The 24,748-nt window shown below is 71.7% G+C and carries 17 protein-coding genes and 1 tRNA gene; 15 read left to right on the forward strand and 3 right to left on the reverse strand.

Annotated features, from left to right (window positions below; genetic code table 11):
- The first annotated feature begins 112 nt into the window (after positions 1–112).
- The 3 genes from IPT68_RS20055 (at position 113) to IPT68_RS20065 (ending at position 3,427) form a co-directional block, all read left to right on the forward strand.
- Complete coding sequence (locus tag IPT68_RS20055; protein WP_189695718.1) at positions 113–1,318, forward strand: DNA polymerase III subunit delta'; 1,206 nt, start codon at positions 113–115, stop codon at positions 1,316–1,318.
- Positions 1,319–1,635: 317 nt separating this feature from the next.
- A complete protein-coding gene (locus tag IPT68_RS20060) occupies positions 1,636–3,246 on the forward strand; it encodes an alpha/beta hydrolase (protein WP_189695717.1) in 1,611 nt (536 codons plus the stop codon).
- A 107-nt stretch (positions 3,247–3,353) separates the two neighbouring features.
- Positions 3,354–3,427: transfer RNA gene (locus IPT68_RS20065), tRNA-Thr, on the forward strand.
- Positions 3,428–3,854: 427 nt separating this feature from the next.
- Here IPT68_RS20065 and IPT68_RS20070 read toward each other — a convergent pair.
- Positions 3,855–4,577, reverse strand: a complete 723-nt coding sequence (locus IPT68_RS20070) for an AlkZ-related protein (RefSeq protein ID WP_189695716.1) — start codon at positions 4,575–4,577, stop codon at positions 3,855–3,857.
- A gap of 212 nt (positions 4,578–4,789) precedes the next feature.
- Between IPT68_RS20070 and IPT68_RS20075 the strand changes: the two genes are divergently transcribed.
- The 11 genes from IPT68_RS20075 (at position 4,790) to IPT68_RS20125 (ending at position 17,605) form a co-directional block, all read left to right on the forward strand.
- Positions 4,790–5,965, forward strand: a complete 1,176-nt coding sequence (locus IPT68_RS20075; protein WP_189695715.1) for an ATP-grasp domain-containing protein — start codon at positions 4,790–4,792, stop codon at positions 5,963–5,965.
- Positions 5,962–7,185: an ATP-grasp domain-containing protein gene (locus IPT68_RS20080; RefSeq protein ID WP_189695714.1), complete on the forward strand. Its 1,224-nt coding sequence runs from the start codon at positions 5,962–5,964 to the stop codon at positions 7,183–7,185. Before IPT68_RS20075 ends, IPT68_RS20080 begins: the two co-directional genes overlap by 4 nt.
- Complete coding sequence (locus IPT68_RS20085; protein ID WP_189695713.1) at positions 7,182–8,615, forward strand: coproporphyrinogen-III oxidase family protein; 1,434 nt, start codon at positions 7,182–7,184, stop codon at positions 8,613–8,615. The genes IPT68_RS20080 and IPT68_RS20085 overlap by 4 nt, the downstream gene beginning before the upstream one ends.
- Positions 8,612–9,835: an MFS transporter gene (locus IPT68_RS20090; RefSeq protein ID WP_189695712.1), complete on the forward strand. Its 1,224-nt coding sequence runs from the start codon at positions 8,612–8,614 to the stop codon at positions 9,833–9,835. The genes IPT68_RS20085 and IPT68_RS20090 overlap by 4 nt, the downstream gene beginning before the upstream one ends.
- Positions 9,822–11,036 carry an ATP-grasp domain-containing protein gene (locus IPT68_RS20095; RefSeq protein ID WP_189695711.1) on the forward strand — a complete coding sequence of 405 codons (1,215 nt, stop codon included), beginning with the start codon at positions 9,822–9,824 and terminating at the stop codon, positions 11,034–11,036. Before IPT68_RS20090 ends, IPT68_RS20095 begins: the two co-directional genes overlap by 14 nt.
- Positions 11,033–11,422, forward strand: a complete 390-nt coding sequence (speD, locus tag IPT68_RS20100) for an adenosylmethionine decarboxylase (protein WP_189695710.1) — start codon at positions 11,033–11,035, stop codon at positions 11,420–11,422. Before IPT68_RS20095 ends, speD begins: the two co-directional genes overlap by 4 nt.
- On the forward strand, positions 11,419–12,708 hold the full coding sequence (locus IPT68_RS20105; protein WP_189695709.1) for a tryptophan 2,3-dioxygenase: 1,290 nt from the start codon (positions 11,419–11,421) through the stop codon (positions 12,706–12,708). Before speD ends, IPT68_RS20105 begins: the two co-directional genes overlap by 4 nt.
- Entirely contained in the window at positions 12,705–13,718 is a 1,014-nt protein-coding gene (locus IPT68_RS20110; protein WP_228039780.1) for an acetylserotonin O-methyltransferase, read from the forward strand. The genes IPT68_RS20105 and IPT68_RS20110 overlap by 4 nt, the downstream gene beginning before the upstream one ends.
- A gap of 4 nt (positions 13,719–13,722) precedes the next feature.
- Complete coding sequence (locus IPT68_RS20115) at positions 13,723–15,375, forward strand: amidohydrolase (protein WP_189695708.1); 1,653 nt, start codon at positions 13,723–13,725, stop codon at positions 15,373–15,375.
- A gap of 115 nt (positions 15,376–15,490) precedes the next feature.
- Positions 15,491–16,651, forward strand: a complete 1,161-nt coding sequence (locus tag IPT68_RS20120) for a hypothetical protein (protein ID WP_189695707.1) — start codon at positions 15,491–15,493, stop codon at positions 16,649–16,651.
- A 246-nt stretch (positions 16,652–16,897) separates the two neighbouring features.
- Positions 16,898–17,605, forward strand: a complete 708-nt coding sequence (locus IPT68_RS20125) for a histone deacetylase (RefSeq protein ID WP_189695706.1) — start codon at positions 16,898–16,900, stop codon at positions 17,603–17,605.
- A gap of 25 nt (positions 17,606–17,630) precedes the next feature.
- Here IPT68_RS20125 and IPT68_RS20130 read toward each other — a convergent pair whose 3' ends face one another.
- Positions 17,631–18,590: a D-2-hydroxyacid dehydrogenase family protein gene (locus IPT68_RS20130; protein ID WP_189695705.1), complete on the reverse strand. Its 960-nt coding sequence runs from the start codon at positions 18,588–18,590 to the stop codon at positions 17,631–17,633.
- Positions 18,591–19,297: 707 nt separating this feature from the next.
- Here IPT68_RS20130 and IPT68_RS20135 point away from each other — a divergent pair.
- Positions 19,298–22,879 (forward strand): AfsR/SARP family transcriptional regulator, encoded by a 3,582-nt coding sequence (locus tag IPT68_RS20135; protein ID WP_189695704.1) that lies wholly within the window; start codon positions 19,298–19,300, stop codon positions 22,877–22,879.
- Here the strand turns inward: IPT68_RS20135 and IPT68_RS20140 are convergent, their stop codons facing one another.
- The gene (locus IPT68_RS20140; protein ID WP_189695703.1) at positions 22,880–24,571 is read right to left on the reverse strand and encodes a bifunctional 3'-5' exonuclease/DNA polymerase; all 1,692 of its coding nucleotides are present in this window, start codon (positions 24,569–24,571) and stop codon (positions 22,880–22,882) included.
- Between the last annotated feature and the right edge of the window lie 177 nt (positions 24,572–24,748).

A 24,748-nucleotide genomic window follows, 5' to 3' on the forward strand; every position in this document is an offset into this window, starting at 1 on the left:
GCGGCGCGGACCGGCGGGGCCAGGGTGGAGCCGTCCGGAGCCGTCCGTTGTCAGTGGGCGCCCGCACAATGGAGGGCGTATCGCGGAGTGTGACGGAAGGGCGGCGTGACCCATGAGCGTGTGGGACGACCTCGTCGGGCAGGAGCGGGTGAGCGAGCAGCTCGCCGCCGCTGCCCGGGACGCCGACGCCCTGGTCACTGCCGCAGCGGCCGACGCCCCCCTGCCGGAGGCGTCGCGGATGACGCACGCGTGGCTGTTCACGGGGCCGCCGGGAGCGGGGCGGACGCAGACCGCGCGGGCCTTCGCGGCGGCCCTGCAGTGCGTGAGCCCGGACCGCGCGCTGGGCGGCGCGCCGGGGTGCGGGTTCTGCGACGGCTGTCACACGGCGCTGGTCGGCACGCACGCCGATGTCACCACGGTCGTCGCGGTCGGCTCGCAGATCCTCGTCGACGACATGCGCGACACGGTCCGCAAGTCGTTCACCTCGCCGGCGACCGGCCGCTGGCAGATCATCCTCGTCGAGGACGCCGAGCGGCTGAACGAGAAGTCCGCCAACGCCGTCCTGAAGGCGGTCGAGGAGCCCGCCCCGCGCACGGTCTGGCTGCTGTGCGCGCCCTCCCTCGAGGACGTCCTGCCCACCATCCGCTCCCGTTGCCGCCACCTGAACCTGAGCACGCCCTCGGTGGAGGCCGTCGCCGACATGCTCGTACGGCGTGAGGGCGTCGAGCCCGACGTGGCCGTCGCCGCTGCCCGCGCCACGCAGGGGCACGTCGACCGGGCGCGCCGCCTCGCCACCGACCCGGCGGCGCGGGAACGCCGGGCGGCCGTGCTGAAGCTGCCGCTGCGCGTCGACGACATCGGCGGCTGCCTGAAGGCCGCGCAGGAACTGGTCGACGCGGCGGCGGAGGACGCCAAGCAGCTCGCCGAGGAGATCGACGCCAAGGAGACCGAGGAGCTGAAGGCGGCGCTGGGCGCGGCTCAGGGCGGCCGGATGCCGCGGGGCACGGCCGGTGTGATCAAGGATCTGGAGGACAAGCAGAAGCGTCGGCGCACCCGGACCCAGCGCGACAGCCTCGACCTCGCGCTCACGGACCTCACCGCCTTCTACCGTGACGTCCTGGCCCTCCAGCTCGGCTCCCGGATCGCGCTCGCCAACACGGACGCCGAGGACGCACTGGAGCGGCTCGCCCGGAGCAGCTCGCCCGAGTCCACCCTGCGCCGCATCGAGGCGATCGCCGCGTGCCGCGACGCGCTCGACCGGAACGTGGCGCCCTTGCTCGCCGTGGAGGCGATGACGATGGCACTCAGAGCCGGCTGAGGGGGCCTGTCGGCCACGAGGGGGCCTGTCGGCCACGAGGGGGCCTGTCGGCCACGAGGGGGCCGGCCGGCTTCGCGACGCGACGGCGGCCGTCAGCGGCGGCTGGCCCTCAGGGTGCCGAGCCCATGGCCGTCACCTCTGCCGTCACCTCTATGGCCCAGCGGTGGCCGACCCCGACGGCGCGGTCGTCGGCGACCGCCGTCACCCTGCTCGGGGCCCGTTGACGGCGTCCCTCGTCCGGGTAACAGACCGCACTCCTGCGAGGCACGATCAGCACATAGAGCGTCCAACACATCGCACAGCGTTACGCTCGCTGGATGTACACAAGGCGCACCCACCGCAGGTCCAGGACCATGTTCAGTGCCAGGTCCCGCACCGGAGCCGCGATCCTCGCCCTCGCGGCGCTGGTCGTCTCCGCCTGCTCCTCCGGGAGCTCGACGAGTTCCGCCAGCTCACCGGCGGCCCGGGCGGCGACGCTCGCCGCGCTGCCCCAGTCGACGCCGTCCGCCCTGGCGCCCTACTACGGGCAGAAGCTCGGCTGGCGCTCCTGCGGTGTCCCCGGCTTCGAGTGCGCCACGCTGCGGGCACCGCTCGACTACGCCAAAGCCGACGCCGGCGACGTACGCCTCGCGGTGGCCCGCAAGAAGGCCACGGGACCGGGCAGGAAGCTGGGCTCGCTGCTGGTCAACCCGGGCGGGCCGGGCGGTTCGGCGGTCGACTACCTGCAGGCGTACGCCGGCATCGGCTACCCGCAGCAGGTGCGCGCCCAGTACGACATGGTCGCGGTCGACCCGCGCGGAGTCGCGCGCAGCGAGCCCGTCGAGTGCCTCGACGGCCAGGAGATGGACAGGTACACGCAGACGGACGTCACGCCCGACGACCAGCGCGAGGTGAACCGGCTGGTCAAGGCCTACAAGGGCTTCGCCGAGGGGTGCGGCGCGGATGCGCCCGAGCTGCTGCGGCACGTCTCGACGGTCGAGGTGGCCCGGGACATGGACATCCTGCGGGCGGCGCTGGGGGACCAGAAACTGACGTACGTGGGGGCGTCGTACGGGACGTCCCTCGGCGCGACGTACGCCGGGCTCTTCCCCCAGCGGGTGGGGCGGCTGGTGCTGGACGGCGCGATCGACCCGACGCTGCCGTCGCGGCGGCTGAACCTGGACCAGACGACCGGGTTCGAGACGGCGTTCAAGGCGTTCGCGAAGGACTGCGTGCGGCAGCGGGACTGCCCGCTGCGGGGCAAGGGTGCGACGACGCCGGCACAGGCCGGCCTGAACCTCACGGCGTTCTTCGAGCGGCTCGACGCCAAGCCGCTGCCCACGGGCGACGCGAGCGGTCGCCGGCTCACCGAGTCGCTGGCCCTCACCGGCGTGATCGCGGCGATGTACGACGAGGCGGCCTGGGAGCAGCTGCGCGAGGCGCTGAACGCGGCCATGCAGCAGAACGACGGCGCGGGCCTGCTCGCCCTGTCCGACAGCTACTACGAGCGGGACGCCAACGGGCGCTACTCGAACCTGATGTACGCCAACGCCGCCGTGAACTGTCTGGACCTCCCGGCGTCCTTCGACACCCCGGAAGAGGTGCGCAAGGCCCTGCCGACCTTCCGGAAGGCGTCGGCCGTCTTCGGTGAGGCCCTCGCCTGGTCCGCCCTGAACTGCGCGTACTGGCCGGTCGCGCCCACGGGAGAGCCGCGCCGCATCGAGGCGAAGGGCGCGGCGCCGATCGTCGTGGTCGGCACCACCCGCGACCCGGCGACCCCGTACCACTGGGCCCGGTCCCTGGCCCGCCAGCTCTCCTCCGGCCGCCTCCTGACCTACGAGGGCGACGGCCACACCGCGTATGGCCGCGGCAGCGAGTGCATCGACCGTACGATCATCACGTACCTCCTCCGCGGCACCCCGCCCACGGACGGAAAGCGCTGCTCCTAGCGCCGCGCCCGGCCCCGGAGCGCCGCGCTCCGGGGCCGGTACGGAGCACCCCCGGAAACTGTGTAGACTTACCGACGTTGCTGATCGCACCATAGTGCGGACAGCGCGCCGCCTTAGCTCAGATGGCCAGAGCAACGCACTCGTAATGCGTAGGTCTCGGGTTCGAATCCCGAAGGCGGCTCTGTTGAGCCCCAGGTCACGTAGCCCGTGACTTGGGGTTTTCTGTTGCTCGGAGCATGACGGGCCGCACGGCTGGGTTGCCGTGACTTTGGTGCGCCGGGCGGGATCGAGTCCGACGGTGCCTGCTCTTTCGCCGGCGTGAGCGCGAAGCGCTGACGCGCAGCGGGCGGGGCCTGTTCGTGCGCCGTGTCGACCGCCCACCATCACTTGGGATGATCTTGCAGGCCCTCGTCATGCGGAGGTCTCGGGGGGATTTACCACGCCCCCGGCGCGCGCCGAAGGCGCGCTGCGCTGCTGACCTGAGGTTTCTTCTCGGTTCCGGCTGGCGCTGGGGCGTGCGAGGGGAGCGCATCGGGACCTGGGCACCATAGGTTTCTGGCGCCGGGCCGGTGTTGCGGGCCCTGGTGGGTGAGGCGGCGTCCCCCGCCTCAGGACTCCAGGGCCGCGACGGCCCTCTCCCGCGACCACCCGAAGGCGCGACACACAGCGGCGGGCTTCGCCTCGACCATCGTGTCCGCGAAACGAGCCGCCGCCAGCGCGTCCCGCTCGGCACGGCTGCCGCCCGACGGCACGGAAAAGGCCCGCGCTGTCAGTTCGATGACGCAGCTGGCCCAGCCGGGGCCCTCCTCGACACCGTAGTTGGTGATCAGCAGGCGACGGCCCAACTCGGTCAGCACCTGGTCGAACCTCTTGCCGGTCACTCCGACGGCTTCGCGCAGCGCGCGGGTCGACATCGGCCCCTCGTCCAGCAGGAGGCCCGCCAGCCGGCCGGCCTCCTCGGAGAGGCCGGCCGCCGAGAGGACGTCGTCCTCCTCGCCCTCGAACTCGTAGAGATCCGCGAGCAGCCGGCAGGAGAGCAGGGTCTGCTTGCCGGACAGGTAGCGGCCCAGCCAGGCGCCTCCCTTGACCGGAAGTGTGTCCTTCCAGGTCCACATCGCTTCCAGGTCCTGCCCCCACCCGGAGGGAAGGCGGGGGAGGGATTCGTCGCGCGAGACCTCGCGGAGTGAGGGGTAGCGAGCGGCAGCTCCGCCGAAGAGCAGACAGATGCCGACATCCTCGATGTACTCCTGCGCCTCCTCCAGGGAGCGCAGCGGGGGGCCGTCCTGCCACCAGCGTTTCCGGCGCGCCTCGGCGATGGTGCCGCCTGTCAATCGTCACCCCCGTGCGATCGATTCCGGACTTCCCGCCGACCATCCGCGTCCATCATGTGGACACTTTCGGCTTCAACGTACGCGCCACGCCGAGACAAAACAAGCCTTGCCGGGCGGCTGGGACGTGATGAATGATCGGGGCCGCCGCGGTCTACAAGACCCGACAACTGGGGGATTCCATGGGGAAGTTACTAATGGTTGGGTGCGGCTGGATGGGTCGCCCGTATCTGGGGCGGGCCCACGCGCGTGGCCTGGACGTCTCGGTCCTGGACACCGCCGACGCACTGGGGTGGGACGAGACCAAGGCCGCTCTGGGCCCGGGTGACCGGGGGTATCCGGTGACGGCGACGGACGACGAGGGCTGGCTGGCGGCGGCGACCACCGCCCTGGCCGACGGGCCGGTCGCCGGTGTGCTGGGCTTCTCGGAGCCGCACATCGTCGCGGCCGCGATGCTGGCCGAGGAGCTGGGTCTGCCGGGCCCCGGGGTACGGGCCGCGGTCATCTCCCGCAACAAGCTGATGCAGCGCGAGGTGTTCGGCCGGGCCGGGCTCAACCAGCCCGAGTACCTGCACGCTCGGGACGTACGGGCGGCCGAGTCCTTCGCGGCGGGCCGCTACCCGGTGGTGCTGAAACCTTTGTCCAGCATGGGCAGTCTGGGCGTGCGGGTCGTCGCCGACCCTCACGAACTGCGGGCCTGGGTGAACGAGCAGGCCGCGAGTGCCGCTTTCCTGGTTGAGGAGTACCTCGACGGTCCGGAGTTCAGCGTCGAGGCCCTGATTGTCGACGGCGCACCGGTCTTCGAAAGCGTCACCGCGAAGACCACCACGGTGGCGCCCTGTCGGGTCGAGCTGGCCCACCACGTCCCCGCCAGTCTCGACGCGCCCGACCGGCAGGCGATCTCGACCCTGCTTCGCCAGGTGATCGGGGCGCTGGGCATGCGTACCGGCGTCGTTCATTTCGAGCTCATCCTGCGCTCCGACGGCCCCCACATAGTGGAGATCGCCACCCGCACGCCCGGCGACTACCTGATGGACGTCATCCAGGCTGCCACTGACGTCGACCTCTACGACGCCGCGGTCGCGGCGGCCTGTGGACTCCCGCTCAACCTGCCGCCCGGCGCTGCCGCGCCCCCGCCACGGATGGCCTCGGTCTGGTTCCCGACGCCTCCGGCCGGCACGGTAAGCGCCGTCGAGGGCGTGGAGCGAGTGGAGAAGCTCCCCGGCGTGGTGAAGATAGAGATCGACGTGGCACCCGGCGACGAGGTCCACGAGCTGCGCTCCTCGATGGACCGGGTCGGCATGGTGGTCTACCAGGCCCCCGACCGGCAGGAACTCGATGCATTGCTGGCCCGCGTGCGCGACGAACTGCGCATCGCGGTGACGAGGTGAGCCGGACCTCGGCTCACGGGGGAAGCGTCGTCCTGGTGGACCCGGCCATGACCGGGCACCCGTTCAAGGACGCATGTCGCCGTCGGGCTCTGCCGACCATCTCGCTGTACACCTTGGACGAGACGCTGCTCGCGTCCTACGACCCCGACTACCGGCGTGACGACGAGCAAGTGCTGCACGCCACCGACGCGGACGAGGCCGCCGGGCTGCTGACGGGGCCGGTCCGCGCGGTCGTCCCGACCACCGAGCCGTCGGTGGAGATCGGGGACCGGCTGAGCGAGCTGCTCGGGGTGCCGGGGAATCCGGCGGTCACCGCGTCGGCCCGGCGCTCCAAGGCGGCGATGCGACGACACGCCGTGGAGTCGGGCATCCGGGTTCCGGCCTTCGAGGTCGTCTCCCGGGACCGTATCGCCGAGGCGGCGGCGCGGATCGGCTTACCGGCCATCGCCAAGCCGCAGCGCGGTGCGGGCTCGCACGGGGTGACCGTCCTCTCCGATCCGGCAGCCGTGGGCGACCTTCCGGCCCGCGACCTGTTCGGCGGCGCGAACGCGGAGTGGCTGGTTGAGGAGTACGTGCGCGGCCGGGAGATCGCCGTCAACTGCTTCAGCCAGGACGGCCGCCACCGGGTGCTGGACATGTGGGAGTACCAGCAGCCGGACGGCGCCGACTACGACCAGCCGTACTGGAACCTCGTCCAACTTCGCCCCGACGACCCCGACTGGCCGGCCGCGGAGCGCTTCGTCCGCAAGGCGCTGGACGCCTACCGGGTGCGGCTGGGTCCCAGTCACACCGAGATCAAGACGGATGCCGCGGGACCCTGCCTGATGGAGCTGGCCAGCCGGCTTCCCGGCGCGCACATGACCGACCACTGGCGCCTGCACAGCACCATCAGACCCTACGACGACACCCTTGCCGCCTACCTGGGAGAGGACACGGGGCTGCTTTCCCGCGACCTCGGGTTCGACGCGGCGCTGGGCATCTGCTGCCTGCGGAACGACGACCGGCCCGGGGTGCTCACTGAGCTGGCGGGTCTGGACGAGATCCGGCTGACCGCCGGGGTGGACGCCGTCTATCCCAGCGTCGCTCCCGGCGACTTCGTGCCCCTCACCCGCGATCTGGGATCCCTCACCGCTTTCGTGCTCGTCCACGGCCAGGACGCGGCCGAGGTCGACGCACTGCTGCGCACTGTCCGCCAAAGCATGCGATTGGAACTCAAATGATCAACCTCATGCCCGGCAAGACGCTGATGAAGTTTGACCGCCAACTCCCCTTCTACAACTGGCTCTACCCGATGAAGGGCCAAGAGCTGGACACGGTCACGCACCACGAATTCCACTCCGGGATGCGGACGGAGGGGGTGCGCTCTCGCGCGCTCTACTTCCACATACCGTTCTGCGACACGATATGTACCTTCTGCACCCTCAATCGGGGCCTGGGAAGTACCGGGGACGAGCAGATCGAGACGTATGTCCAGGCCCTGCTCAAGGAGATCGCGCTCAAGGGCCGTTACGCCGAGGCCACTTCGATACCGATCCGGGCGATCTTCTTCGGCGGCGGCACGCCGACCACGCTGACCGCCGACCAGATCACCCGCATCGGCCGGGCCATGCGCGAGCACTTCGACCTCTCTCAGCTCCAGGAGTTCACGTTCGAGGCCGAGGTCAAGAGCGTGACCGAGGAGAAGTGCGCGGCGATGCGGGACATCGGCGTGAACAAGGTCCGGTTCGGCCTGCAGAGCTTCGACCCGCTGTACCGCGAGCTGTTCAACATCACCGCGACGATCGAGCAGGAGTACGCCGCGGTCGAACTGTTCAAGAAGTACTTCGAGTACACGAGCTTCGACATGATCTACGGGATGCACGGCCAGACGTTCGAGCAGTTCTCCCGGGACATCGAGTACGCCACGAGTCTGGGCACCGCGACGATGGAGCTGTATCCCATCAGCAACGTCGTCACCCAGGCACCGCTCCACCGCTCCTACGAGGCGCGCGGCCTCAAGCCGCTGAGCTTCATCGACAAGATGGCCATGACCATCTACCTGAACCAGTACATGCGCGCCTCGGGGTTCCAGCAGCACAACGGGCACGGCTATCTCCGACTGCCGGAGGGGCAGAGGCCGACGACACCCTTCATCTCGCGCGACTACCTCAACCTGTACAACACCCACACCTGGTCGTACCACGACGACGAACTGATCGGTCTGGGCAACAGCGCCATCTCGCAGGTCGCCAACCACACCGTCATGAATGACGAGAACCGCGCCACCTATGTCAAGAACCTGATGGAGAACGACGATGTGAAGATCAACATCACCGTCGGTGACGGCATCCCCTACGAGCGGGGAATCATCCTGGCCCTGCCCTACTTCGGCTGGCTCGACAAGAGCCGCATCGCCTGGGAGCACATTCCCGGCGAACTCACCGACAAGCTCGCCCTGCTGGTCGCCGAGGGAATGCTCGAGGAGGACCGGGAGGAGTTCCGGATCACCGAGCTGGGCTGGATCTGGTACGCCAACATGATGTACTACCTCTCGCCGGCCTCGGACCAGAAGGTGCTCGACGAGTTCACCGCTCTCAAGCGCAGGACCAAGGGCCTCACCGACGGCGACGACCGGATGCTTCCGTTGCTGCCGATGGCGTCGGTCCGGTGAGCGAGCCCTCGAAGGCTCTGCCACTGTGGCGGCTCGACGGTCTGCAGGCGCTGCTCGCGACCGGATCGCTGCTCAACGCCATCGCGTTCTTCGCGGCCATGCCCTTCGCGTCGATCTATCTGGCCTCCCGCACCTCGCTGTCCGAGGTGGCGATCGGAGCGGTCGTCGGATCGATCGCGCTCATCGCGTCGGTGGGCGGCGTGGTGGGCGGGACACTCGTGGACCGCTTCGGCACCGTGCCCATGATGGTCCTGGGGCTCTGCGCGTACGTGGCCATCTACGCGGGACTCACCGTCGCGAAGGGTGCGCCCGCGATCGTCTCCCTGCTCCTGGGACTGGGCCTGGCCCGACTCTTCGTCGAGCCCGGCGGCAAGAAGCTGATGTCGCTGGCGGCGGACGAGGACGGACGTATCTTCCGCGTGCGCTACATGGTCCTGTGCTTCGGCGGCATCGTCGGTCCGGCGATCGGTGGCGTCCTCTACAGCATCAGCGCCGTCGCGTTCTTCGCCGTTCCGGCCGTGTTCTACACGGGCTATCTGCTGCTGATCCTGGCCCGCCGCACGCGGCTCGCGGCGCTGGAGGGCAGCGCCGAGGACAGAGGTCCTCGTTACCCGCTCCGGGCCGCGCTGCGTGACCGGCTGCTGCTCGCCGCGTCGGCGGCCGGGCTGGTCATCTTCTTCGTGTTCTCCCAGCTGGAGTCGATGATCCCGCTGTACATGGCGGGCGAGTGGGGCGAGGACGCCGTGCGCTACTTCGCCGGCCTCTTCATCGCCAACGCCGTCCTGGCGCTGCTGCTCCAGGTGCCCATCGTGTGGCTGTCTCGGAAGGTGCGGCCCAACCTCATGGTCGTCATCGGCTGTGTCGGGTTCGCCCTGTCGTTCCTGTGCTTCTACGCCGCCGCCACCGAAGGCCTGTTCATGCTCTACCTGGGCATCGTCTTCTGGACCATCGGTGAGGGCGTGCTGCTGCCGTTGCCCGACATCGCCGTCCACGAGCTCGCGAGCGATGACCGCAAGGGCACCTACTTCGGCATCGCCGAGATTCGCTACCTCGGGTTCTTCGCCGGCCCCTTCGTCGGCGGACTGCTGCTGGGCGGCGACGTCGCCTACTTCGTGGTGATGGCCCTGTCGATTTTTGTGTGCGCGCCACTGCTGATGTCCAGGCGCAAGACCGCGGCGAGCAACGGACGAACGGAGGTGACCGTCGGTGCGGACGCATGACGACGGCCTGATTCTGGTGGCGCACCGCATCCCAGCGCAGGTCACGCCGGTGGGCGAGTGGCTGGCCGAGGTGGCGGACCGGGTCGTGCTCATCACCAGTGAGGAGGCCGGGCCCGGATACGCCGGCCAGTTCGGCGAGGTGATCCCGGTCGCCGACTACTCCGGTTCCGACGCCGTGATCGCCCATGTCGACCGGCTGTGCGCCGAGCACACGGTGTCCGCTGTCGTCCACGGGACCGAGGACGACATCCTGCGGCTCGCCCGGGCCCGCGACCGGCACGGGATCGCCGGACTCCCTGCCGCGGACGCGCTGGTGTTTCGGGACAAACACGCCATGAAGGCCGCCGTGGCCGCGGCCGTGCCGACGCCACAGTTCCTCGTCCCCACCGGGCGCGCCGATGCCGAGGAGTTCGCAGAGCGGGCCGGCTGGCCGGTGGTCGTCAAGCCGCGGCTGGGCTACGGATCGCGTGGCGTCGCCGTGGTCCACGACGTCGGCGAGCTGACGGCCCAGCTGTCCGGCCGCGATCCGGACGACGTTCTGATCGAGGCCTACCTGCCGGGTGCCGTCCACCATGTCGACGGCTTCATGCGCGAGGGCGAGGTGCTCTTCGCCCTTCCCTCACGCTATGTCAACTCGTGTTTGTCCTTCGCGGACGGAGAGAGCCTGGGCAGTGCCCAGCTCGACGAGCACGACCCACTCGGGAAGCGCCTCGTCGATTTCGCCGAGAGAGCTGTCGCCGCTCTGCCTCCGACCGGGTTCACCCCCTTCCACCTCGAGGTGTTCCTCCACGAGGACACGGAGGAGCTGTACTTCTGCGAGATCGGGGCGCGCCTGGGCGGCGGGCACGTGTACGAGACGCTCACCCTCAGCACAGGAGTCAACCCCGTCGAGCTCTGGTTCCGGGACCAGGCTGGACTGAGCCGCGGCGACGTCCCCTTCTCCCGTGGTCCCGAGTGCTACGGCTGGCTCCTCGTGCCCCCACACCGTGGCACTTTGGAGGAGATCACGGACATGCGCCTGCCCGATTCGGCGGTGCACCACCGCCTGCCCGACGAGCTCCCCGCCGCCTATGCCGCGGCCACGGCGTCGACGGACGCGGTTGTGTCGTTCGTCGTACGCGGCATTGACAACGCGGCGGTGGAAGCCGCTCTGCACGAGTGTGCCCAATGGGCCTCCAACGCTCTGAGGTGGTCGGTGTGAGCGTGTACGCCTTCTCCGGTACCCATGTGCTGTGCGACATCGTGGGCATCGCCGCCGAACGGATCAACGACAACGAGCTGATTCTCGAGGCCATCAGGAAGGGCATCGAGGCCAGTGGGGCGGAACTGTGCGGGGTGCAGACCAAGGAGTTCGAACCGGTCGGCGTCACGGCGGTGTACGTCCTGGCCGAATCGCATGTGTCGGTGCACACGTATCCCGAGCAGAGGTCGCTGTTTCTGGACGCCTTCACCTGCGGCACGCGCTGTGATCCGCAGCGCATCGTGGACGTGGTCCTCGAAGCGCTCGGGCCGTGTGAGCACCGCACCAGCGTGCTGAGTCGCGGAGAACCGGTCCGCGTCCTGGCCTCCGCGGGGTACGCCGCATGATCGGCGAGCAGGTCCGGGCGGCACACGAGGAACTCGTCGGGCGCGGCACGGGTGTGCGGGCGGCCTCCGCGGCCGCCTCGGACGCCACCAGCCGTCAGCGGGTCGGCTCCGACGCGCATGCGGCCATGGACACTTGGGAGAATCGATCCTGCTCGTTATTCCCCTACCTGGAAGTGGTCAGGCACTTCCAGGCAGTGGGACGCAGCCAGGCGGATCCGGCCTTGGTGCGGCGGCTCTCCTCGGTCCCCGCGGACCGGCAGGACGCCTTCCTGGCGGCCTGGCTCCCGATGACCTGCGACCAGGAGACCGGAGGGTACGTCACCTATGCGGGCCTGCGTCCGCACCTGCTGGCCGCAGGAGCCGGCCAGGGCCAGGGGAGCGGGCGGGACCGGCTCCGTTCCCGCCTCGACGAACTCACCGTGGCGGTCCTGGGCGACCTCCTCCGCACGGAGGCAGCCGCCGCCGGCCTGGACGCGACGGCGTCCGCGGTCCGCGCCCGTCTCCGGGCGACGGCGCGACTGCTGGTCCTGTCCGGCGACCTCGCCCCCCGCTACCGGCTCGCCCCGTCCGTCACCACCGACGTGGCCGCGGCTCTGGCTCGGACGCAGGACTCCCTGGAGCCGCTCGCCGAGGCATCGGAACGCGCCGCGAAGACCGTCCTGGAGCTGGTGTCCCCCACGGTGGCGCAGACCGTCGTGCGCTCCGTGCTTCCGGTCACCCGACTGCACGACGAGATCATGTTCATCCGCTCCATCCAGGTCTTCGAGGCGCTGTACGAGCAGATCGGGCTTGCCGTCACGGAATCGCGTGACGCCCTCCTCGACGGGCGGCTCGACGAGGCGGCCGACGCCCTGGCCGCAGTGACCGAGCGGATGACCGTGCTCCCGGCCCTGTTCCGCTTGCTGGGCACCATGCCGATCGAGGCGTTCGCGGTGATCCGCGGGTACACCAGCGGCCGTAGTGCCGTCCAGTCCCGCTCCTACCGGCGCATCGAAGCGGCGTGCGCGCCCCGCCCACCGTCGGATGCCGTGGGCACCTCGTGGACCGGACCGACCCTCCAGGAGGTCTGGAGCGACGTCCGCACTCGCCCCGGAGCGGACCGGCTCACCGAGCAACTGAGGCGTCTGGACACCTCATGGCGCGGGATGAAGCGCAGCCACTGGGGCATCACGCTGCGCATCATCGGCGAGGTCCCCGGCACCGGCGGTACCGCCGGTGCCTCCTACCTGAAGAACACCTCCGAGACACCGCTGTTCCCGGCGCTGGCGGGGAAGGGAGACCGTTGACAACGGAAGACGCAACCGCGGCCCGGCACGACGAGTTGCTCCGCCGCAAGATCATGGGACACCTGGTGTCCCGGTCCGTCTCCGCCGTCTGCGAACTCGGCGTCCCCGACCGCCTCGCGGACGGACCGTTGCCGGTGGCCGAACTGGCGCCGGCGGTGGGGGCGGATTCCGGAGCACTCGGCCGGTTCCTCCGGGTGCTCGCCGGAGAGGACCTGTTCGACGAGGTGGCGCCGGACGTCTTCGGTCTCACACCGCTCGGCACCCTGCTGTGCGCAGACACCCCGGGCTCGCTGCGGCAGTTGGTGGAGCTGATGGGCGGCGAGGCCTTCCGGGTCTGGGAGGCCGCGGAGCACTCGCTGCGCACCGGCGACGCTGCGTTCCCCCGTGTCTTCGGGAAGCCCTACTTCGAGTGGCTCACCGAGCACCCCGACGCCGCCAAGCGTTTCGACGAGGGACAGGCCGGACTCGTCGAGCTGCGGCTGCGGCCGCTGCTGGGCCTCGACTGGTCCGGTGTCGGCACCGTCGTGGACATCGGAGGGGGGACCGGCGCTCTGCTGAGCCGGTTGCTGACCGGCAACGCCCATCTCCGGGGAACGGTGTTCGACCTGCCGCATGTGGGGGCCGCTGCGGCCCCGGCGTTGGCCGACGCCGGAGTCGCCGACCGGGCCACCGTCGCCGAGGGGGACTTCTTCGAGCGGATCCCGCCGGGTGCCGACGTCTATGTCCTGTCGCAGATCCTGCACGACTGGGCGGACCGTGACGCCGTGCGCATCCTGCAACGGTGCCGCGAGGCCATGGGCGCCGACTCCCGCCTGCTGATCGTCGAACATGTGCTCCCGGAGAACGCTGGGGCCGGCGCCGCCGGGCTGCTCGATCTGCACATGCTGGTGCTGCTCGGCGGCCAGGAGCGGACCCGGGTCCAGTGGGAGAGCCTGCTGGCCCGGGGTGGATTCCGTCTCGTGTCCGTCACCGAGGGTCCTCGGTCCTCGGTACTGGAAGCACAGGCATGACGTGATGGACATCGTTCTCACGGGCGGCCGGGTGCTGGGGCATGACCACGCGGACACCATCGTCCTGCGCGGGGACCGCGTACTTGCGACCGGCTCTGCCCGGGACCTGCTCACCGTGGTCGGGAAGGACGCCCGAGTAGTGCGTACCCGGGGCAGGTTGGTCATGCCCGGCTTCCAGGACGCCCATGTGCATCCGATGGCGGCCGGACTGCTCGAGTCCTGGTGCGACCTCAGTGACTCCGTCGGCCTCGACGACGCACTGCTCCGGGTGGGCGCGTACGCCCGGCGACACCCGGAGCTGCCGTGGATCGTCGGGGGCGGCCTCACCTCGGCGTTCCTGCCCCCTGGCACACCGGTGGCCGAACTGCTCGACGCGGTCGTGCCGGACCGGCCCGTCCACCTCCTGGGCTCGGACCTGCACGACGCGTGCGTGAACAGCACGGCACTCGCCCGGGCCGGAGTCGGCGTGCACACGCCGGACCCGCCGTTCGGCGCCATCGGCAGGGATCTCGGCGGTCGGCCGACCGGCCTGCTGCACGAGGCGGCGGCCGAACTGGTGGGGCGGCACGTCCCCCCACCGGACCGGGCGGCGCAGGAGGGCGCGCTGCTCACGGCCCAGCGTCTGCTGCACCCGCTCGGCATCACCGCATGGCAGGACGCCCTGGTCGGCCCCTACCTCGGTCTGCCCGACCCGCTCCCCGCCTACCTGCGGCTGGCAGGCCGGGGCGAGGTGACCGGCGCCGTGTCGCTGGCCCTGCGGTGGGACCCGCGCCGCGGGCCCGAGCAGATCGAGGACCTGCGTGAACGACGTGCACAGGCCGGAGCCGTGGGGCTTCCCGCCGACCATGTGAAGATCATGCAGGACGGCATCTGTGAGAACGGCTGGGCGGCACTGCTCTCGCCGTATCTCGACAGATCCGTCAACCCGCCCGGCCGGCTGGACGCCACGGACCTGCGCGAGGCCGTGACCGCGCTGGTCCGGGCGGAGTTCTCCGTGCACTTCCACGCCGTGGGGGACAGGGCGGTGCGCGAGTGCCTCGACGCCGTCGAAGCGGCCGGCCCCTCCTCGGGGCAGCGGCACCACATCGCCCACGTGCAACTCGTCGATGACACCGACCTGCCCAGGTTCGCCGAACTCGATGTGACGGCGAACGTTCAGCCGCTGTGGGCGGCGGAGATCCCGCACATGCGGGAGACGTACGAGCCGATGCTCGGCCCGCGCCGAGTGGACCGGCAGTACCCGTTCGGCAGTCTGACGCGGGCCGGCGCACGGCTGGCGGCCGGCAGCGACTGGCCCGTCAGCAGCCCGAATCCGCTCTGGGGCGCCTACGTCGCGGCCACCCGGCTGCCGGCTCTGGCCAGTGCCCCCTGGATGGGAGGGGACTACCGGCCCGACCCGTTCAATCCGCAGGAACGCATCGGCGTGCCGGAGATCCTCCGGGCGTACACGGCCGGCTCGGGCCATCTGCACCGGCGTCCGGCCACCCTGGCGCCGGGCTCCCCTGCCGACGTCGTGGTCCTCGACGTCGATGTGCTGCGGGAAGGGCCGGACGCCCTGTGCGATGCACAGGTGGACCTCACGATCGTCAGCGGTCGGCTCGTCCACGACCGGCTGGGCGAGACGGAAGCAGCGCTCCTGGGCGTGCGGGGCCGCTGAGCGGCCGAACAGCACCAAGAAATCGATGACTCGACCGCGATGAGTTCATCCTCCCGGGCACCGCTCGATCCGAGCGCTGCTCCGCCGGGCCGTACATCTCAAGAGGAAGGCAGTCATGACGTCGACTGAACTCAAGATCGTGCAGTCCCCCATGTCCAGCGTCAGTACCCGGGTCGAGGGGTGGGAATGTGGGCTGGTCACCCCGGAAGCCGTCTGGAAGGGAGTGATCGGCGCCGTGCGCGCCGTCATGGCGGGAGACGACCAGCGCGAGCTGATCAAGATCACCGTAGGTGGCGACGTGCTTTCCGACCACGCCCTGATGCCGGCTCCGGACGGCAGCGAGTCGCCGGACGAGTGGTTGACCAGGATGCGGCAGAAGTTCGGCGCAGAGACCCCGATTCTGCTCTACGCGCGCGAACTGCCCTCGCACGAGAGGAGTCTGTTCGACCTGCTGGTGTCCGCCCTCGGCCGCCCGGTCTTCGAGGAGCACGGGCTGGTCCGCGGAAACATTGACATCGAGGTGTTTCTGGGCGAGTACCGCGCCACCCCTGGCGGCATACACCGAGAGCAGTGCGGCAACAGCCACTTCGTGCTCCAGGGGCGCAAGTACATGCATTTCTGGCACGGCGAGGACTGGATACCCAAGACCGCCGACTGGCGGGCGGCGGAGGGCGACAACGCCATCGACCCGGAGGAGTACCTGCCCTCCCTGCAGGTGCCCGAGGTGGTCGACCGCGGCACGTCGCTGATGGCTTCGGCCGGTGAGTTCTTCACCTGGGACCCGGGCACCTGGCATGTGGCTGAGACGGTCGGCCCGGCCTTCGCCGTCAACATCGCGCGCTACACCAGGTCCTTCGTTCCCGGCGAGGGGACCTATCCCTTCGTCGTGGAGTCCGACGGCCGGGTGAGCACCGAGTGGCTCGAGGGCTACCGTGACTTCCTCGGCGACGGGGCCGACCTGGCCTCGGCACTGGCCGCCGCCTCCGCCTACGGCCTCGCGGGGGCGGATCCGGAGCACAAGGAGACCGCCGTTCCGCGCCGGGTGGCGATCGCCGGCCATGCGCGCCGCCTGTGGCACGAGTCACGGGGCTCCGTGCAGGTGGCCGCCCATGGGAGGAGCGGCGTCTTTCCTGCCTCCGTACTGCCCTGGCTGGTCGGTCTCGCCGACCTGCCGTACGGCGCGGAATGCGACGTGCCCGACGACCCGGGCACCCAGGCTCTCGCCCGGTTCCTGGTGGAGAACAACTCCTTGCGAGCTGTCCAGCGCTTGGCGTGAAGCCGGGCGGCCGGGCCCCGGGGCGGGGCCCGGCCGCGGCAGGCGGGGCGGAGACGACGGGGACACCGGGCGGCTCCAGTCAGCGACTGGCACGATCATGCAGGCCCTCGTACTGCGCAGGTCTCGGGTTCGAACCCCGTAGGCGGCTCCACTGATCCCCGTTAAGACAGTGTCTGAGCTGGGATTTTTTCGTTCAGTGGGTGCGGGGGTGCACCCGTCGTCGAGCAGGCACAGGAACAGGTGGGTGTGGAGGCTCTCGCGAGCATTGATCCGGAACTGCCGCAGGACCGGTGTCCCGAGCACGTCTGGTACACCTCCTACGGCTCCAACACGCACCTGGAGCGGCTCGCCTGCTACCTCAGGGGCGGTCGGCCGGCCGGTGCCGCGAAGGAGTATCCCGGGTGCCGCAATCCGGCGATGCCCTCCCGGTCGATCCCGGTGGAACTGACCGGAGCTATGTACTTCGCCACCGAATCACCGGTGTGGGGAGGCGGCAGGGCTCTCTACGACCCGCGGGCGAGCGGCCGGGTGCTCGCCAGGGCGCACCTGGTGACGGCCGACCAGTTCGTCGACATCGCCGCGCAGGAGATGTACCGGGATCCCGATCCCGCAATGAGTCTCGACCTGGTCGACGTGCTGACGAACGGACGGGCCGTCCTGGGGCAGGGCCGCTACGAGACCCTGGTGTGCGCCGGCCAGGTCGACGGTCTGCCGGTGCTGACCTTCACCGCCCCGTGGCGGATGGACGAGGTGCGGTGGGTCCGGCCCGCGTCGGCCTACCTGCGGTTCCTGTCGTCGGGCCTGCTGTCGACGGGCGCGTGGGACGCGCGGGCGATCGCGTCGTACGTCGCAGCCTGCCCCGGTGCGTCCGGCCACTGGTCGGAACAGGCCGTCGTCGGTCTCCTGAGCCTGGAGGGCGATGGTTACCGCCCGGGATCACCGCCTGAAGACTGAATGAGCGGCAGGGCAGCCGTCGCCGTCAGCCGAGGAGACGGACCGGGGTGCCCGCGAGGTAGGCCTCGATGTTCTCGATCGCCTGGCCGTAGTAGCGCTCGTAGTTCGCGCGGGAGACGTAGCCGAGGTGCGGCGTGGCCAGCAGGCGGGGGGCCGTGCGCATCGGGTGGTCGGCGGGGAGGGGCTCGGTGTCGAAGACGTCCACGGCCGCTCCGGCGACGCGGCCCTCGTGGAGGGCGGTGAGCAGGGCCTCCTGGTCGACGATCGCCGCCCGGGAGGTGTTGATCAGGTAGGCGGTGGGCTTCAGGAGGGACAGTTCGGCCGGGCCCAGGAGGGCTCGTGTGCGGTCGCTCAGGGCCAGATGGACCGAGACGAAGTCGCTCGTGGCGAGGAGGTCCTCCTTCGTGGGGGAGAGGTGGACACCGATCTCGTCCGTGCGCTCCTCGGTGAGGTTCTGGCTCCACGCCGTGACCTTCATGCCGAAGGCCAGGCCGACGCGGGCGACCCGGCCGCCGATCTTGCCCAGGCCGAGCAGGCCCAGGCGGCGGCCGCGCAGGTCGGCGCCGACGGTGGACTGCCAGGGACCGCCGGCGCGCAGGGCGGTGTTCTCCTGGACGAGGCCGCGGGCCAGGCCAAGGATCAGGGCCCAGGTGAGCTCGACCGGGGGAGTGGGGGAGCTCTCGGTGCCGCACACGGTGACGCCGTTCGCCCGCGCTGCGGCGTAGTCGATCACCGAGTTGCGCAGGCCGGACGCGACGAGGAGTGCGAGGCGGGGGAGCCGGTCGAGGAGCGAGGCGGGGAAGGGGACGCGCTCGCGCAGGGTCACCACGAAGTCGAAGTCGGCGAGGGCCGCGGCCAGTTCGCCCTCGGTGGGGAAGTGGTCGGGGAAGGTCACGACCTCCACGCGGTCTCCGAGCGGGGTCCAGTCGGCGACGGTGGTGGCGACGCCTTGGTAGTCGTCCAGTACGGCACAGCGGTAGCGCATGTCTCGTCCTCCCCGGGTGTCGGTGTCCGTTCCCAGGGTGGCGGGTGGGCCGCCGCCGTGCCGATGCGGGCCCCCGTCGTTCACCTCTGCCGACCGGGGCCCACTGGCGTCCCGGATCCGGCCGCGGCGGCGACACTCCCCCGAGTTGCGCGTCACGCGCGCCCCGTCGGGCCAGATCCGATGATGTGATCACATCAGGCCGCACCAACGGATCGCTAACATGTGGCAAGGGTTTGCCGTCGCACCGGCCATGGCACGGCGTGGCGTGAAGTCGACGGCGCTTGCGGGACACCGCCGTGCCGGTCGTGACGTCGGCTGCCGTGAGTGGGGGTGGTGGCTGCCGACCGCGTGGCCTCGGTTGCCGTGTCGGTGGCGGGTGACGTGACTTCGGTCGCCTTGTCGGTGGTGGATCGCGTGGCTACGGTCGTCGTGTCGGTGCTGCATCGACGTGGCTTCGGTCGTCGTGTCGGTGGCGGGTGACACGGCTTCGGTCGTCGTGTCGGCAGTGGATCGCGTGGCTTCGGTCGTCGTGTCGGTGGCGGATTCCGGTGGTGACCGTCCGGTACGCGTGGCGTGGAAGCGCCCGCGGCGGAGGGCGGGAATGCGCCGGCGGTGGTGCGTCTGGTGTGGCGGAGCGTGGCCTTCGGAGTCGGCCTGGGGCCGGGCCTCGGCGTGGGCGTTGGTGTGGGCGTTGGTGTGGGAAGGCTGTGGGCGGTGTGAGGCGGTGCGGGCCCCGGTTCGGGCTGCGGTTCGGCCTGCTGGGACCGCCCGTTCTGTACGAGCCGTGTGAGGCGGAGGCGGGCGAGTCCGCCGACGAGCCCGCTGGGCCGTGCGACGACAAGGATGTCCGCGCCGTGCGCCCGGGGCTCGTCGTGCGGGCCGTGGGCAGTCCCAAGGCGCGCGTCCTGCTGGCCGCGTTGCTGCTCGAGGCCGGCCGGGTCGTGCCCGTCGCGTCGCTCAAGGACGCGCTGTGGGGTGGCGCGCCGCCGGCCTCCGCGCACGCCTCCCTGCACAACCACGTCGCCCGGCTGCGCCGGATGCTCGACGACCCCGGACGGCTTCGCGCCGTGCCGCCGGGGTATCTGCTGCGGGTCGAGCAGGGCGAGTTGGACGTCCATGTGTTCGAGGGGCATGTCGCCGCGGCGCGCGCCGCGCACGCCGGGCGCGACTGGGAGCGCACGGTGCGCGAGTGTGCGCGGGCGCTCGCCTTGTGGCGGGGTGCGCCCTTGAGCGGACTGCCGGCCGAGGTGGGCGGCTACGCGTTCGTGCAACGGCTGGCCGAGGCGCGGCTGCTGGTCCTGGAGTGGCGGTACGACGCCGAGCTCGCATTGGCCGAGGCCGGGCGGGCCGGGAGTGACCGACTCGCCGGAATGCTGCCCGAGTTGGCCGCCCTCGCCGCCGAGCATCCGCTGCGCGAGGCGTACCACCGCCAGCTCATCCTCGCCCTGCACCGCGCCGGCCGCCGTGCCGAGGCCCTCGCCGTCCACCGTGACCTGCGGGCCCGCCTTGTGGAGGAGCTGGGGGTCGAGCCGGGGGCGGCCGTGCGCGAGGCTCACGTGGAGGTGTTGCGGGGGGTGCCACGAACGCGTGACGGTGAGGAGCGGGACGAGGTTCCCGCCCAGGCGGCGTCCGGCGCGGACGCGGGGCCCGTCGTCGTGCGTGGTGGGCAGGCGTCCGCACCCCGGCCGTCCCAGCTCCCGCCGCCCCCCGCCCACTTCACCGGCCGCTCCGCCGTACGCGAGGCCCTCCTGAGGGAGCTCGTCCGGCCCACCGCCCTGGCCGTCGTCAGCGGCATGGCCGGGGTCGGCAAGAGCGCGCTCGCACTGCATGTCGCGCATGCGCTGGCGGAACGGTTCTCCGACGGTCAGCTCTACGTCAACCTGCACGGCGCCACCCCCGGCATGACCCCCCTCACCCCCGGCCAGGCGCTCACCGCGCTCCTCCGCGACGTCGGTGTCGAGCCCTGCCGCATCCCCGACCATCCGGACGCCGCCGCCGCGTTGCTGCGCTCGCTGCTCGCGCCGACGCGCACGCTCCTGGTGCTGGACGACGCCGCGAGTGCCGCGCAGGTACGGCCGCTGCTGCCGGCCGGCGCCGGCTGCGCGGTGATCGTCACCAGCCGTTCGCCGCTGACCGCGCTGGACGGCGCCCGCCGCTTCCCGCTCACCCCGCTGAGCGGCGCGGAGAGCGCGGCACTGCTGCGCGCCGTGTCCGGGCGGGACGGGCTCGACGCCGGTCATCCGCTCGTCGAACTCACCGGCCGGCTCCCGCTCGCCCTGCGGGTGGTCGCGGCCCGGCTCGCCGCGCGCCGGGCGCTCACGCCGGACGTACTCGCCTGCCAACTGGCCGCCACCGAGGGGCGGTTGCACCATCTGGAGTACGACGACCTGAGCGTACGGAGTTCCCTGGCCGTCGCCCATGACGCGCTCGCCGCGTCCGACCGCGAGGCCGACCGGGACGCCGCCGTCGCGCTGCGGCGCATCGGCGCGCTCGACCTGCCCTCCTACGGCGCACCCCTGGTCGCCCGCCTCACCGGCACCGACGAGCGCCGCGCCGGGGCCGCGCTGGACCGGCTGGTCGACGTGGCCCTTCTGGAGGAGACGGCGTACGCCCGCTACGCACCCCACGACCTGGTCCGTGACTTCGCTCGCGAACTGGCCGCGACGGGCCCCAGCCATGGTGTCGACGCCTCCGGCGAGAGCTCCGACCCGGCCCGCACGAACGCCGTCGACACACCGATCCCGGCCCGTCCGCACGGTGTTGAGGCGCCCGTCGACACCCCGGGACCGGCCCCTCGGCACGCTGGTGACGCTTCTGGCGAGACCGTCACTCCTGGCCGCCCGCACGCCCCTGGCCGCACCCCCGCTCCGGCCCTTCCGCACGCTGCTGACGCGCCCGGCGACACCCCGACCCCGGCCGGCCCGCACCCCGTCGACGCTCCCGGGGACACCCCGGGACCGGGCTCTCGGCGCGCTGTCGACGCTTCTGGCGAGACCGCCACTCCTGGCCGCCCGCACGCCCCTGGCCGCACCCCCGCTCCGGCCCTTCCGCACGCTGCTGACGCGCCCGGCGACACCCCGACCCCGGCCGGCCCGCACCCCGTCGACGCTCCCGGGGACACCCCTACTCCGGACCGTCCGCGCCTCGTCGACGCCCTCGTCGACACCGCGCTCCGCTGGTACGCCGCCACGGCCGAGCGCGCTCTCACGGCCATCGTCGAACCCGGTCTCGACCAGGACGACCGCCGACGCCCCACCGGCGCACAGCCGCCGGAGCATGCCGCGTACGTGTCCACGGTCGCCGCCTTCGACGGGGCCGAGGCGGCGTTCGCGTGGGGTGACGGCGAGCTGTGCAACATCGTCGCGCTGGTCGAGGCGTACGCCGAGCACGCCTGCGAGCGCCGCGCCGCCTACCTCTCCACCCTCCTCCGGCTCCTCTCCCCCTACCTCCAGCGCAGCGGCCGGGTCCCCGAGATGGAGCTGCTCGGGCGGGCCGCGCTGGGGCTGGCGCGGCGGCTCGGGGACGCGGCGGCCGAGGCGTACGCGCTGGTCGACCTCGCCGGGATGCACTTCCTCACCGGGCGGCACAGCGAGGCGCTGACGCTCAACGACCGGGCGCTGGCGATCTGGCGGCGGCTCGGAGCCGTCTCCTGGATCCGGCGCTGCCTCAACAACCGCGGGCTGCTGCTCGAAGGGCTGGGACGGTACGCCGAGTCGGAGGAGGCGCTGCGGCAGAGCCTCGAGTACTCGCGCCGCCTGAACGACCCCTACGGCGAGGCCGTGACGTACAGCCACCTCGGCAACCTGTACGAGCACACCGACCCCCGCGCCGCCATCGAGCACCACCGCCGCTCGCTCGCCCTCGGCGTCGGGATCGGTGCCGTCATCGTGCAGCACTCCGCGCACTGCAACATCGGCTACGCCCACCTGACCCTCGGTGAACCGGCCGCGGCCGCCGAGCACTTCGAGGAGAGCCTGCGCATCCTCGGCGGCCACGGCGACTGGCACGGCGAGTCCCAGACCCGGCTCGGCCTGGTCCGCGCGCTGCGCGCGCTGGGCCGCGCCGAACGCGCCGAGCGCGAGTGCGCGGAGCTGCTGCGCCGCGCCGACGCCCGCTCCGACCGCTACGCCGGAGGCCTCGGCCGGCACCAGTACGGTCTGCTGCTGCGCGACCGGGGACGTGAGGACGACGCGCACCTGGCGTGGCGCACCGCGCTCGCCGACCTGGCGGAGACCGACGAACGGGCCGTCGTCACGGAACTGCGGTCCCTCCTTCCCGACGCCGACTGATCACTTCGCGTCCGCATAGCACTCCACCACCGCCGTCGAGAACGGGAACCGCACCGGCGTCTGCCCGAACGTCAGCCGGGCCGCCAGGGCCCCCGCCTCCCGGATCGCCGCCACGACGGCCTCGGCCTCGTCCTCGGGGCAGTGCACGATCACCTCGTCGTGCTGGAAGAAGACCAGCTCGGCCGCCATGTCCGCGCAGGCGCGGCGCAGCGCGGCGAGCAGCAGCAGCGTCCAGTCGGCCGCGCTGCCCTGGACGACGAAGTTGCGGGCGAAGCGGCCGCGGGCCCGGGCGTTGGTGGAGGCGTAGCCGGGCACCCACTGCTGGGTGTCGGGCTCCTCCTCCGCCGAGGTGACCGGGATGCCCGCCTCCTCCGCAGCGTCCTCGCCCGCCCCGGCGGCCGGCGGGCAGGTGCGGCCCAGCCACGTCCGCACCAGTCGCCCCTCCTCGCCCGCGCGGGCCGCGTCGTCGACGTACGCCACCGCCTTGGGGAAGCGGCGTCTGAGGGCGGCGAGGTTCTTCAGGCCGTCGCCGGAGGTCTGGCCGTAGATCGCGCCGAGCACGGCCAGCTTGGCCTGGGCACGGTCGCCGGAGAAGGCGCGGTCGGAGACCGACTGGTACAGGTCGCTCTCGCGGCCGGCCACCTCCATCAGGCCGGGGTCGCGGGAGATCGCCGCGAGCACGCGCGGCTCCATCTGGTCGGCGTCGGCGACGACCAGCCGCCAGCCGGGATCGGCGACGACGGCGCGCCGGATCACCTTCGGGATCTGCAGGGCGCCCCCGCCGTTGGTCACCCAGCGGCCGGTGACCGTGCCGCCCGCCAGGAACTCCGGCCGGAACCGCCCGTCGCGCACCCAGTCCTGCAGCCAGGACCAGCCGTGCGCGACCCAGATGCGGTACAGCTTCTTGTACTCCACCAGCGGCTTCACCGCCGGATGGTCGATGGACTCGATCTCCCAGCGGCGCGTGGAGCCGATCCTGATTCCGGCCTGCGCGAACGCCCTGACGACGTCGGCCGGCAGATCCGGCCGCACCCGGCGTCCGAACGCGGCGGACACCTCGTCCGCCAGCTCGGCCAGGCGGCGCGGCTCGCCCCCGCCGGCGTACCGCTCGCCGAGCAGCTCGTGCAGGACCTCGCGGTGCACGTCCGCGCTCCACGGCACGCCCGCGCGGTTCATCTCGGCCGCCACCAGCATCCCCGCCGACTCGGCGGCCGTCAGCAGCCGCATCCGGTCGGGGTGCGCGGTCCGGTCGTGCCGCCGCTGCTGTTCGGCGTAGACCGCCAGGAGGTCCTCCAGGGGCAGGCGCACGCCCTGGGGCTCGAACAGCGAGGACTGCGCGCCGGGCTCGGCGGCGCGCAGCGGCGGGTCGGGCGGTACGGGGCCGCCGCGCAGGCGGGCCAGCGCGGCGGCGGCCGATCGGGGTTCGCCGTACCGCCCCTCGTGGCCGAGGAGAAGGGTTTCGGCGTCCTCGATGTCGTAGCACCGCTCCACTCGCACCCCCATGGCGAGGAGCCGCGGATAGACCTCGGCGGTGGACCGCCACACCCACCGCGTGACGTCCGGCCGGCTGCGCACCGCCTCCGCCAGGTCCCCCTCCCGCCGCACCGGCCCGGCGGGCAGCCCGTCCGGACCGAGGGCGGCGACCTCCACGCCACCGTCCTCGGCCGGAGCGAGCGCCCATCGGTCGGCCATGTCTGCGAGTGTCGCAGCAGGGTCTGACAACGGCCTTCGGCGTCGAGTCCGACAGCGGTCCCCGGCGTCGAACACGGCCTGGCCTTCGGCGCCAGGGGCTGACAGTGGCCTTCGGCGGCAGCCTCGGACAGCGGCCCCCGGCTCCGCAACCGCCCGGCAGTGGCGTTCGTCGTCGGG

The sequence above is a fragment of the Streptomyces chromofuscus genome (assembly GCF_015160875.1).
Classification (GTDB): domain Bacteria; phylum Actinomycetota; class Actinomycetes; order Streptomycetales; family Streptomycetaceae; genus Streptomyces; species Streptomyces chromofuscus.